Consider the following 12,965-nt stretch of genomic DNA (forward strand, 5'->3'; position numbering starts at 1 on the left):
TTTAATTTTATTTTTAAGAAATAAACTTTGTACCGACTTCTTTTCCGTCTATAATATCTACTATTACATTTTCGCGTTTACCATTTGCTATAAATGTAGGTATGTCTTTGCCGGCAGCACCTTTTGCTATCTTTAATTTTGACTCCATACCTCCGCGGCCTTCACCTTCGCCCTTTTCAGATTCCTGAACATACTTTTCAACATTCTCATCAACTTTAACTTCATCAATTTTTTCGGAATCATCATCATCTGGATGCCCTGTATACAGACCGTCAATATCTGTCAGAATTATGAGCATATCCGCATTGGTAAGCTCAGCAACCAAACTGGCTAATTCATCATTATCAGAAAACATAGACATTGATAATGAAACGGCATCATCTTCATTCGCAACCGGAATAACTCCTTCCGACAACAATCCTTCATAACAATTGATCATATTCTCACGGTGTCTTCCTGGGGCAAAATCGCGTTTGGTCGCTAAAACCTGAGCACAACGCATTCCATAATCATGGAACAACCCATAATAATGTCGCATCATTCGGGGTTGACCAACAGCAGAAAAAACTTGTCTTCTTGTAGATGGATCTTCTATATCCGAATGCCCAAGGATTTCCTGTCCTGCTATCGACGAACCAGAAGACACTAAGATTGTCATGATATCACGCTCATATAAAACACTTATCTGTCGCACTAGCTCTTTTAAAATTGGCTGTAAAATGCGGTTGTCTTTATTGGTTAATACATTAGTACCAACCTTTACCACAACTCTTTTTAAATCATCCATAATTTTAATATAGGTTCATACTATTTTCCAAGTTCAACAGCTCTGTTAAATGCAGCATATGCAGCTTCTTTTATTAACTCTTTCACGTTGTTATCCTCCATCGAGTCTAAAGCCGCACGAGTGGTACCTCCTTTAGAAGCAACCCTGTTCATCCATGATTCTGGCGAAAGATCTGACTCGTTGAATAATTTAACTGCACCTTCAAAAGTATTACTAACAAGCACTTTTGAATCGTGATCTGAAAATCCCATTTTTTGAGCAGCTTCCAACATAGACTGCATAAAATAGAAGACGTAGGCAGGACCACTACCCGATATTCCTGTTGAAGCATCAATATCACGTTCTGTATCAACATGAATCGACTCTCCTGTTGTATCTAATAAATTACGAACTGCTAATAACTCTAGCCTTGACACACCTTCGGACTCAGTATAAGAGGTAACGCCCATCCCTACCTGCGCAGGTAGATTTGGCATCGTTCTAACCACTTTTAAAATACCTAAACCATTTTGAATAGATTCTATGGTTACACCCGCCATTAATGACACGAAAATTTGCTCTTCATTAATGAGAGGTTTCATTTTATCGAAAAGATCATCTGCGTGATAGGGCTTAACTGCAATAAAAATGACGTCGCTATCTTTAAGCGGTTCTTCGAGATTTTCGTAAACCTTATACTTTGGATTCTTTTTTAGGGCAGTAATTTTTTCTGGATCGGTATCAAATATTCTGAGCTTATGCTTACCCAAAAATGGAGAATTAGACATTCCTTCAGAATACGTGAGCCCCATATTACCGGCTCCAATTACTAAAACTTTCATGTTTTTAATTTATAGTTAATTAACTTTTTTAGTTAACTAACATGCCGCAAGGACTATGCGAGGGTGCCAAATTATTTTTTTAATTTCCGAGAAATCAATATTTCTCAATCATAAAACAATATTTTTTGTATATCCTCAACAATAGAAAGCTATAATTTCAATATTCTCAAAATAATTTTTTACAAAATTTTAGCCCGACTGACATTTAGACATAAAAATGCAGTTATGACAGTTCAAAGACATGACTGTCATGACTTGATAGCTCGTTAAATAACTTCTATAATTTAAGCATTTTAACTGGAAAATGAAAACCTTTGAGTAACTCGTTCATATTCTTCTTTACCCAAATCTGTCATATACGGCATCAGTAACTCCCATATATGTTTAACCATTTCTCCTTCTTTTTGAAATTTAAAACTCGTTAATACCTCCTGCTGTATCAACCAAAAGGTAATAACAATCCGAATCGTATGTCTCAAACGAATATATTCATCTGAAGATTCTCCTATGATATACTTCTCATCAATAAACTTTTCAAATAAAGCTAACATTTGATCTCTTCTCAATCTTAAATTTTCTTGTAAGATCTCATTTATTCTCGGATAAGAACGATGGATTTCCAGAAGGTCTAAATGAAAGAATTTATATTTTAAATGGAAGTGTGCCAAATGTATTAAAAGCCTATGTAGGTGTTCTATTGAACTTGAATATGATTCTTTTATCAAATAAGATTCCGACATTTCTTCTCTCATTTGCTTATAGATCGCTAACAGAAGGTCTTCTTTAGTATTGTAATGATAATCCAAATTACCATGACTGATTCCCATTTCTGCGGCTATATGACGACTAGTAACGTTTTGTACTCCATTTGTATTAAACATTTCAATCGCATAATTAATTATGCGTTGTTTGGTACTTATTTTATCTGATTTTTTATTAGACACTGAACTTGTCTTCATGAATTCTTTTTTTATCAAAATGTTTGAACCTAAAACTCTATAGAAAAAATAGATTTACAAATATGCGAAAAAATTAACACTTAGTTTCTTAAATTTTTACACCCATTTCATGTAAAAACTACTCTATTAATTACACATTGCATCTAATGCTTTCTCACAAAACACTACAGCTAAATTAAAATTAATTTTCATCAATAAAACACGTAATATTCAATAATTAAACTTGATATTTAACTAAAATATAAAAAAATGTAAATTATTTTGCATAATTAGGGCTTGCGCACTATTTTTGGAACAGCAAGAAATTTAAATTAAAATGATTAATACCTTTAGGGAGCAGTGTTTATAATCTATGAGTTAAATACATAATGGTTTTTTAAGATTTGTTTTGGTTGACCGGTCTTAGCAATTAAGCTCCCTAAATGGGTATTATTCTACTCCTTCTATAATAACTTCATCGTAAATTTTAAACTGTATATTCTTCAAAATCGGTCGTAGGGCAATAAAATTTTATGTTTAATTACTATTACCTATATTTCATAAACTTTATTTCAAAAAAGCATGAAAAACCGAATTCTTTCTATTGATGTACTAAGAGGACTAACCATATGCCTTATGATTATAGTGAATACTCCAGGTTCATGGAGCTATGTTTACCCTCCTCTTCAACATGCATCTTGGCATGGATGTACTCCAACAGATTTAGTATTCCCCAGCTTTTTGTTCGTGATTGGCCTGTCAATGTCCATTTCATTAAAGAAATTAAATTCATCTAACGCTATACCTATTTTAAAAAAACTGATTAAGAGAGGAGGCATTATTTTTATAATTGGACTTCTTCTCAACTGGTTTCCATTTTACCAAACACACATTTCAGATTTAAGAGTTTTTGGGGTATTGCAGCGTATAGCCCTGGTCTTTATTTTAGCGGGTATTTTAATCAGCCTGATTCGCCAAACCTCTATTTTAATTATCACCGCTTTTACACTTCTAATTACCCATTGGGCTCTTTTATATTTTCTGGGAGGCGATAATCCTTTTGGACTCGAAACAAACCTGGGTAGATCCATCGATTTATTTGTCATTGGTGAAAACCATATGTATAATGGTTTTGGTGTACCCTTCGATCCGGAAGGACTCCTGGGTACCTTATCAAGTTCCGCTCAGGTATTACTTGGATACATCATTGGGAAAAATATCTTACAGAAAGGAATCCCATCCGCTCATGAACTAAATAGGTTAGCGTTAATTTCACTAATGTTAATATTTATCAGCTTAATATGGAATATCATTTACCCCATTAATAAACCGCTATGGACAGGCTCGTATACACTTTATACCACAGGCATTATAACAGGGGTTTGGGGTATTTTAATTTGGATTATCGATATCAGGAAAAAAGATAGATGGACCCTTCCGTTCAAGGTGTTCGGGCAAAACCCTTTAGCCAGTTACATTCTTTCTATTATCGTAGTTAAGCTATTTATTTACGTATTCAAAGTAGGAAATACATCGTTGTATGGATGGTCATTTAAGAACATATTTCAAACTTTATTTGATAATCACTTTGCGAGTTTTACCTTCGCCCTTGTTTTTACCTTTATGATTTGGCTAGTTGCCTTTTGGCTATATAAAAAAGGTAAGATCATAAAAATTTAAACTAGTTTTTGTTCTTTTCTTCAATCCACTTGGCCATATACTTATACGACAACATTGTTTGATGATTCAGCATCCGTCCAATGATGTTATTCTTTCTATCTTTACTCAGGTTTATGCATTTTTCTTGAATTTTAAGGTCGAAGTTTTTAAAATGAAGATCGAATTCAAACCTGCTGTTTATAATTTCCATCCCCTTTTGCTGGGAGCGTATCCACTGCTCTTTATTAAGATACAATTCAATACTTTTCTCAACAAAAAATTTAGATTCATCTTCAACAAACCCACTCCATTCGATGTCTTCATTTATGCCCTCTGCCCCTATACTTGTGGTCACACTTGGTGTACCATACCGCATTGCATCTATCAGCTTCCCTTTTAATCCGGCCCCAAAGCGTAAGGGCGCAAGACATACCCTGGCTTGTTGCATTACTTCCTGAACATTCTTGGCTCTCCCCTTAATTAAAAAGCCTTCATTCTTATTGTTCAGGTCATACACTTTTTGTGAGGCATAGGCTCCATAAATATGCAGCTCAGCCTTAGGCAATTGTTTTTTAATAGATGGCCAAATATTTTGCTTTAAATTGAGGACAGCATCCCAATTGGGTGCATGTAAAAAATTACCGATAAACATAAAATGTTCTCGCCGTTCATACGCTACCCATGAATCGGTATTCAATTCATTTAATTTTTTCTCTATAAATGGAATATACAATAACAAATCTTCCGGCACATTAAAGACATTCTTTAACAATTGAAACTCAATCTCTGATATAATCAGGGTAAGATCTGATCTGTAAATACTCGCTAATTCTCGCAATACCAAATCTCCTTCATAAAGGTCCGCTTCAGTACCTGTTTTAAATGCTTGATGACGTGCTTTCCTCAAAAAATGCAAATCCTCTGTATCAAGAACTCGTAATGCCGAAGGACAAATTTCTGAAACCCGCCAACCAAATTGCTCTTCCATCATATATCTATCGAACATAACAATATCAGGATCTACGGATTTAATGTAGTCATCAAAGGATGAATTATTAAGTTCAATCTTTTCTGACATGACTCCCAGATGGCTTAGATCAACCTCATTACCGGTTTTCTGTGAAGGAGAACAAAAAACAACCTGCATCCCTTGCGCCTGATAAAAACGTATAAGCTGCATCATTCTACTACCTGCAGCTGAAGAGGAAGGCTCCGGCCAAACATAGCCTATTATCAAAATTGTTGACATGCGCTATAATTTATTTGAAATCTAATAAAAAAAGCCTTAACCACAACGATTAAGGCTTTTTCCTATTATTTAAAAAACTATTTATGCCTGAAACAATGGATAGTTTTTCATCAGTTCATTTACTTTGTTTTTCACTGAAGATAAAACCTCGTTATCATCAATATTCGTAACAACTTCATCTATCAGTCCAACCACTGTTGCCATATCCTCTTCTTTCAATCCCCTGGTGGTGATTGCTGCAGTTCCAATTCTTATTCCACTAGTTACAAAAGGACTTTTATCATCGAATGGAACCATATTTTTATTCACTGTAATTCCAGCTTCTTCCAGCGCTTCTTCGGCTTGCTTTCCAGTGACATCCTTATTTCTAAGGTCAATTAGCATTAAATGATTATCTGTACCTCCAGAAATAAGATCATAACCTTTTTCTACAAAAGATTTAGCCATTGCCTGAGCATTTTTTCTCACCTGAATGATATAATGCAAAAATTCATCTGTTAATGCCTCTCCAAACGCAATTGCTTTAGCTGCAATTATGTGCTCTAAAGGACCTCCTTGGTTACCAGGAAACACGGCACTATCCAATAACGAAGACATCATTCTTGGTTTGCCATTTTTCAAGGTAATACCGAATGGATTCTCAAAATCTTTACCCATCATAATCAATCCACCTCGCGGTCCGCGCAACGTTTTATGTGTAGTAGTTGTTACAATATGACAATGAGGAATAGGATCGCTTAATACTCCTTTAGCAATAAGTCCTGCCGGATGCGAAATATCTGCCATTAATAAAGCTCCTACCTTATCTGCTATGGCTCTGAACCTTTTAAAATTTATATCGCGAGAATAAGCAGAAGCACCTGCAATAATCATTTTAGGCTGCTCTTTCTCTGCTATTTCCTCAATTTTATCATAATTCAAAATTCCTGTTTCCTTCTCTACTCCATAAAAAACAGGTTGATATAATTTACCTGAGAAATTTACAGGTGATCCATGCGTAAGGTGACCACCATGAGAAAGATCAAATCCCAGAATTTTATCCCCCGGTTTCAAACAAGCAGCATATACAGCGGTGTTAGCTTGAGAACCACTATGTGGCTGAACATTTACCCACTCAGCACCAAATAATTCCTTTGCCCTTTCAATAGCTATAGTCTCTACTTCATCAACAACTTCACACCCTCCGTAATAACGCTTGCCAGGATATCCTTCGGCGTATTTATTAGTCAGTACAGAACCTGCAGCCTCCATAACTTGCTCACTTACAAAGTTCTCAGATGCTATAAGTTCTAAACCATGTATTTGTCGCTCTTTTTCAGCTTGAATTAAATCAAAAATTTGTTCGTCGCGTTGCATTATAATAGTCTTTCGTTAAATAAAGCCCAAAAATAAAAAATAGATTGGTAAATTAGTTGAAAATAATACCTTTGAATCATTATTTATTAAACAATAATAAACAAATTTGTCATGCCACACACTGCAAACGACCCAAAAAAACAATCTTGGATCTCTGTAAAACAAGACTCCGACTTTCCTATACAAAATATTCCATTTGGTGTTTTCCTAACCCGTGACGATGTTATCACTATCGGTACACGTATTGGTGATAAAGCTATTGACCTTGGTGCCTTACACCAGTTAGGGTATTTTGAAAACATCCCATTAACTGACGATATATTTCTACAAGATTCATTAAATGATTTTATATCTGATGGAAAAAAAACATGGAGATTGGTTAGAAATAGAATCTCTGAGTTATTCGAAAAAAACAACCAAGAACTACAAAATAACAAGGAACATTGTAAAATCGTACTATTCGATCTCGATGAAATAGAAATGCAATTACCTGTACAAATTGGTGATTATACTGATTTCTACAGCAGTAAAGAACATGCCACCAATGTGGGTACTATGTTTAGAGACCCTAATAATGCTTTATTACCCAATTGGCTTCATATTCCTGTAGGTTATCACGGAAGAAGTTCTTCTATAATACCTTCAGGGATTCCGGTACGCAGACCTATGGGACAAACTTTGCCGTTGGGTAGTAGTGAGCCTGTTTATGGTCCATCTCAAAGGGTAGATTTTGAATTAGAAATGGCATTTATTACAACAGATGCAAACCTTTTAGGCGAGCCTATTCCGGTTGACGAAGCTGAGGACTATATTTTTGGAATGGTGCTTTTCAATGACTGGAGCGCCAGGGATATTCAAAAATGGGAATACGTTCCGTTAGGACCATTTCTTGCTAAAAATTTTGCCTCTTCCATGTCTCCCTGGATAGTAACGATTGATGCCTTGGAGCCGTTCAGAGTTAAAGGACCAGAACAAAACCCTGAACCTTTAGCATATCTAAAGTCAAGCGGTAAAAAAAGCTTTGACATTAACCTTGAGGTAGATTTAATTCCTGAAAATGGAGAGGCACTAACGATCACTAAAAGTAATTTTAAGTACATGTACTGGAACATGGCACAACAACTTGCTCACCACACCGTAAATGGATGTAAAGTAAACAGCGGTGATATGATGGCCAGTGGCACCATTTCCGGACCTACCCCAGATTCATATGGTTCCATGCTGGAGCTTACCTGGGCCGGTAAGAACCCCATCAAACTCAAGGATGGTAGTGAACGTAAATTTATAGAAGATGGTGATACCATAACCATGCGAGGTTATTGCAAAAATAAAGATTACAGAATTGGATTCGGTGAAGTAAGTTCTAAACTTTTACCCCCATTTGACCCTAAAAAAGGGAAAAAATCTTAATTAAACATAAAGAGGTCTTTCGACCTCTTTTTTTATTTTGAACCCAGCAGACTAGAAAGTGACTCAAAAACATATCCACGGTCTTTCAACAATACAATTAAGTTATCTAAAGAGTTATAAAACTTATCTGTTCGAGCTGGATGGCTCCCCAAATGACTTAACAAAATAGCCCCATTAAGTCCCTCCCTTTTTTCAAAATCTTTAACGGAATTGAAAATTTCTTCACTAGATCGATATTGTTTCGTATTTGGAATGGTATAATCAGCGTGCATCAAAGTTCCCCTTGTATAATTAATAATTTGTATATCCTGCTGAATTGCCCACTGGGTAATAATATTGTTATTCCATTCATAGGGAGGTAAAAAGTAAGTCGCATCTTTTTTCAAAATCCCAAACTTTTCCATTGCGATATAATTATTGATCAGATCAACCGTAAATTGGTCATGTTTTACTAATATTTTTTTTTCATCAGACCAATCATTGTATAGCAAATGTTTATCTGAATGTGCTCCCATATAATGTCCCTCCGCCATTGCCTTTTCAATGAAATCTTTATTAGCTTTGTTTTTATAGAACTCACCGGTTAAAAAAAAAGAAGCTTTTACACGATGTTTTTTTAATGTTTTGAGTATAGTTTCAACTCCGTCAGAATATTCATGTCCGCTAAAAATTAATGTCAGTTTTTTACGAGATGTTCTCCCCCGTACAATAGCTCCGGAATTATCTAACACATTACGGCTACGTTTTCTTCCTTTCATTCCATGTTTTTCAAGAGAAGATAAGTAATACACCAGACTAGCGGTCCCATCCATTGTTGGTTCATTAGTAGAATAATCTCCTGCATCATCATGGTACACCATCATCTCCGATTGGAAATCGGCATATTCATCTTTATTGTATAATTCAAGACCTATGAGGCTATTATATATTGAGCCATACACCGGTCCATCAACTAACCCTCCATAGGTTTGATATTTTTTTAAAACTTTAAAGGATGAATGGGGATCTTCTGGTGAGTCTACCGTATTAGGCAATCCAACGATCATGGTAGTTCCCCATGGATTACACCCAAAAAGCCAATCTCTTAAGCTTGCCTCCATCTCATCGAATGATTCGTCTCCGGTTAGCTTTTTATATAAGAGACATTGGGTTACCGCTGCGGTAACATAATTGTTGGAACACCAAACAAAAGGTGTACCTACTAAAAACGGACTATCCTTAGCACGTTCATAAATCATTTTAAGACCTTTCCGGTAAAAGTCACTCAACAACTCTTTATTATCCTTACTTGAGATCGATGCCATCTCATAATGTCCTACATTTAAAAATGGATAATACTGATAATGTCTTATGCTATCTCGTCCAATCCAGGGAGAAACGGGCTCACTGATAGCATAATTTAATCCGTCGATTTTGTAATCAAGCTTTTTTGTAAACTTAAATAAACTTGCTGCCGCTAATTCCATATCATCTTTCCAGTTCTCTTCTTCATAAAAATATGGAGCCTTACATGGAGCAGTTTGACTTACCCCAGGATGAGTTTTACCATAGGTATATGCCCGTATGGATCTTTCTTTTAAATCTTTAGCATACTTTGGATAAAACACTGATAAAACGTCTGCTCCTAAAGCAAAAGAAGATGCAAACTTTCCTGCTGTAGAGGCAACGCCGGTAGATCGGTTTTTAAACACTCCTAACCCTTGTGGCTTCGAAGAAGCAAGATATACGGGTCGACCTTTATATTTTTCGCTGTAAACAACCGTATCTTCATTTGGTAAACGATACCCTGCATGATCTCGATCATCAGCTATTTGATTATAATACTCATCCGGTGAAGGATTCATTTTTTGAAGCCAATCCATTCCATGCTTCGCCTCATCAATAACATCTGGAACCCCATTTGATCCCGGTAAACCATTCTCTTGAAACTCATCTCCGAAAACCATTGAATTTTCACGATAAGCAAAAAGTAGCTGATAAATTGCATTTGCTGAAGTAGTAGTATATTGCAAATAATCCGAAGCATCATGCCAACCTCCCGTCACATCTATTCGCTCACCCGATTTTGTCGGGTGATAAACAATAAAACCATCGTCTAAATGACAAGAATCTGTTAAAAATGGATTATACCCACAACGCTGCTGACGCATATATTTTAGAAGAAAGTCAGCTGTTCCTTCATATACATTATCGTCAATTTTAAAAACAGGTGATTTTGTAGACCCTACTTTTAAATAATACATTCCTGACGTTTTAAATTTAGAAAAATCAAGCCTAAAAGAAGATTTAAAAGGTCCAAACATCCCCTTTTCTTTTATCTCATTAGACGTGTAAACCACCGAATCTGTATACGCATTAACTAAAGAAAATTTTGTTACAGGTTCAATTCCCTCAGAACCTAAAACAGCTATTTTTATAGCGTCTGGTTGATAACCCAAGTTGTTAATTCTTATCCAGGCTCTGTTATTGTTGTTTACATTGCAGCACGGAAATAAACAAAGAATTGATGCTATGCAAACCAGAAAACTCGATTTCATGTATGATAATTTTAGTGATCAAATTAAATAACCACTATGAATATAAGACAAATATTTCTTTAAGTGTAAGTTGACATCTGTAATTATAAACATTTGCAAACGTATCATTTACGCATACGGAATTATGAAAAATCCGCCATAGTGAAGTAATTTAGATCATCTCTTAAAAATAAAAATGTGTTTTTTTCCAAACAAATTGACCACTAACCTTCAACATAAATCATAGGCTTTTTATATTTTTGGCATTATGATTGATTTAGTGATCATAAACCGCAAAAACTTAACTTATGAAGAAACTATTACTCTTACTGATTTTCATTTTTACAATCGCTTGTAGTGGCGTAAAGAAAACGCAAGAAGCAATTAACACTGGTAATTACGATAGCGCAATAAACCTGGCTATCACCGAATTAAGGGACAATAAATCCAAAAAATCAAATCAGCCATACATCATAATGCTTGAAGATGCATATGCAAAGGCTAAGGTTAGAGATTTAGACCAAATCAAATTTCTTATTAAAGAAAATAACCCTGAAAATTACGAGGTTATTTATGAGGCTTATGAAAAACTAAAACAAAGGCAACAACGCATAAAACCACTTCTTCCGCTATATATTACTGAAGAAGGCCGAGATGCCAAGTTTAAGTTTAATGATTACTCGGATGAAATCATTGGTTTTAAAAATAGAACAGCAGATTACCTATACAGTAAAGCTAGTAAACTACTTAAGACAGGAAAAAACAAACAGGATTTCCGCGTTGCCTACGAAGATTTTGAATACCTGAACCGTATCAATCCAAATTATAAAGACGTTCTGAACAAAATGGAGGAAGCGCATAACAAGGGTACAGATTTTGTAGAAGTTGCATTATACAACGATACTGACATGGTGATTCCAAAAAAACTGGAAGAAGACCTACTAAGCTTTAACTCATACGGAATTAATGATTTTTGGACAATTTATCATAGCAATCCACAACCAGAGTTAAGTTATGACTATACCATGGACCTTGCTTTTAAACAAATCAATATCTCTCCTGAACAAATTAAGGAACGGGAGATCATAAAAGAAAAGCAAATCAAAGACGGATGGAAATATGCTACCGATAACAATGGTAATAAATTAAAAGACAGCTTGGGTAACTTCATAAAAATAGACAATTTCAAAACAGTTCGATGCGTTTTTTATGAATTCACACAATCAAAATTTGTAGAGGTTATAGGAGATGTTGATTTTAAAGAATCGCAAACAAAACAAACCTTAAATTCTTATCCTTTAGCAAGCGGTTATAAGTTTGAACACCGCTTCGCAACATACAAGGGAGATAGAAGAGCTCTCGACAACTCATTATTACCATTACTTGAATTACGTAGGATTGGTTTCCCTAGTAATGAAGAGATGGTTTATAATGCCGGTGAAGATTTAAAAGCAACATTAAAATCTATAGTTTCAAAACAAAAATTTAACTAATAAATAAAAGGCGTTCATCTATTGAATGCCTTTTATTTATTTAAAAATATACCAAATGGTATATTTTTGTAACTTTGAAAAATATACTTTACCTAATGACCTATACAAAATCGGGAAAAACAACTGCTTTTATAATTGAAACCGTAGCCCCTATTTTTAATAAACATGGCTACGCTGCTACAAGTATGCACAAAATTACATCAGCTACCGGTTTAACAAAGGGAGCTATTTATGGCAATTTTTCTGATAAAGAAGAATTAGCCTACGAAGCTTTCAGATATAATATAAAAAAAGTACTTGGACTAATCAGTGAGCATATTAATGTAACAAACTCACCAATTAAAAAATTGCTCTTATTAATTGAGTTTTATAAAAAATATTATGAATTGTCAAAAAACCTTGGAGGTTGCCCTATTCTCAACATAGGTGTCGATGCAAATAATCAAAATGAAAGATTATTAAAAAAAGTAAAAAATACAATTTCAAAAATGGAATTCAGTATTATGGAAATGGTAGCAGAAGGTATGGGAAAAGGAGAACTTAAACCTGATCTTAACCCAGGAAACTGTGCTAAACAAATATTCAGCACAATTGAAGGAGCTATTTTCATGACCTCAACCATGAATGATCCTAAATACCTGGATGTAGCTACGAATTCTTTAAGGGAAACGATATTAACTCATTGGAAAAAATGATTTTTTTTACATAAAAATATACCATTTGGTATAAAATCAAT

The 12,965-nt window shown here is 34.7% G+C and carries 10 protein-coding genes; 4 read left to right on the forward strand and 6 right to left on the reverse strand.

The window, feature by feature from the left end; translation table 11 throughout:
- Positions 1 to 13 precede the first annotated feature (13 nt).
- From proB to P278_RS06505, 3 genes are all read right to left on the reverse strand, one after another.
- Positions 14 to 787 (reverse strand): glutamate 5-kinase, encoded by a 774-nt coding sequence (gene proB, locus P278_RS06495; protein WP_038264015.1) that lies wholly within the window; start codon positions 785 to 787, stop codon positions 14 to 16.
- A gap of 20 nt (positions 788 to 807) precedes the next feature.
- Positions 808 to 1,608: a pyrroline-5-carboxylate reductase gene (gene proC, locus P278_RS06500; protein ID WP_038264018.1), complete on the reverse strand. Its 801-nt coding sequence runs from the start codon at positions 1,606 to 1,608 to the stop codon at positions 808 to 810.
- A gap of 293 nt (positions 1,609 to 1,901) precedes the next feature.
- Entirely contained in the window at positions 1,902 to 2,567 is a 666-nt protein-coding gene (locus tag P278_RS06505; protein ID WP_038264021.1) for a TetR/AcrR family transcriptional regulator, read from the reverse strand.
- 561 nt (positions 2,568 to 3,128) lie between these two features.
- Between P278_RS06505 and P278_RS06510 the strand changes: the two genes are divergently transcribed.
- The gene (locus P278_RS06510) at positions 3,129 to 4,226 is read left to right on the forward strand and encodes an acyltransferase family protein (RefSeq protein ID WP_038264024.1); all 1,098 of its coding nucleotides are present in this window, start codon (positions 3,129 to 3,131) and stop codon (positions 4,224 to 4,226) included.
- A 1-nt stretch (position 4,227) separates the two neighbouring features.
- On the opposite strand, the gene P278_RS06515 is transcribed toward P278_RS06510, so the two are convergent.
- Positions 4,228 to 5,454, reverse strand: coding sequence for a glycosyltransferase (locus tag P278_RS06515; protein WP_038264027.1), 1,227 nt, complete (start codon positions 5,452 to 5,454; stop codon positions 4,228 to 4,230).
- Between the two features lie 81 nt (positions 5,455 to 5,535).
- Positions 5,536 to 6,810 (reverse strand): serine hydroxymethyltransferase, encoded by a 1,275-nt coding sequence (glyA, locus tag P278_RS06520; RefSeq protein WP_038264029.1) that lies wholly within the window; start codon positions 6,808 to 6,810, stop codon positions 5,536 to 5,538.
- Between the two features lie 111 nt (positions 6,811 to 6,921).
- Here glyA and fahA point away from each other — a divergent pair, with 111 nt between their 5' ends.
- Positions 6,922 to 8,220: a fumarylacetoacetase gene (gene fahA / locus P278_RS06525; RefSeq protein ID WP_038264030.1), complete on the forward strand. Its 1,299-nt coding sequence runs from the start codon at positions 6,922 to 6,924 to the stop codon at positions 8,218 to 8,220.
- Positions 8,221 to 8,252: 32 nt separating this feature from the next.
- On the opposite strand, the gene P278_RS06530 is transcribed toward fahA, so the two are convergent.
- Positions 8,253 to 10,757 carry a glycoside hydrolase family 9 protein gene (locus tag P278_RS06530; RefSeq protein ID WP_038264034.1) on the reverse strand — a complete coding sequence of 835 codons (2,505 nt, stop codon included), beginning with the start codon at positions 10,755 to 10,757 and terminating at the stop codon, positions 8,253 to 8,255.
- A gap of 287 nt (positions 10,758 to 11,044) precedes the next feature.
- Here P278_RS06530 and P278_RS06535 point away from each other — a divergent pair, with 287 nt between their 5' ends.
- Both P278_RS06535 and P278_RS06540 read left to right on the forward strand, forming a co-directional pair.
- A complete protein-coding gene (locus tag P278_RS06535; RefSeq protein WP_038264036.1) occupies positions 11,045 to 12,229 on the forward strand; it encodes a hypothetical protein in 1,185 nt (394 codons plus the stop codon).
- A gap of 95 nt (positions 12,230 to 12,324) precedes the next feature.
- Positions 12,325 to 12,924 carry a TetR/AcrR family transcriptional regulator gene (locus tag P278_RS06540; protein WP_038264039.1) on the forward strand — a complete coding sequence of 200 codons (600 nt, stop codon included), beginning with the start codon at positions 12,325 to 12,327 and terminating at the stop codon, positions 12,922 to 12,924.
- The last annotated feature ends 41 nt before the right edge of the window (positions 12,925 to 12,965 follow it).

This window comes from Zhouia amylolytica AD3 (genome assembly GCF_000511935.2).
Lineage (GTDB): Bacteria > Bacteroidota > Bacteroidia > Flavobacteriales > Flavobacteriaceae > Zhouia > Zhouia amylolytica.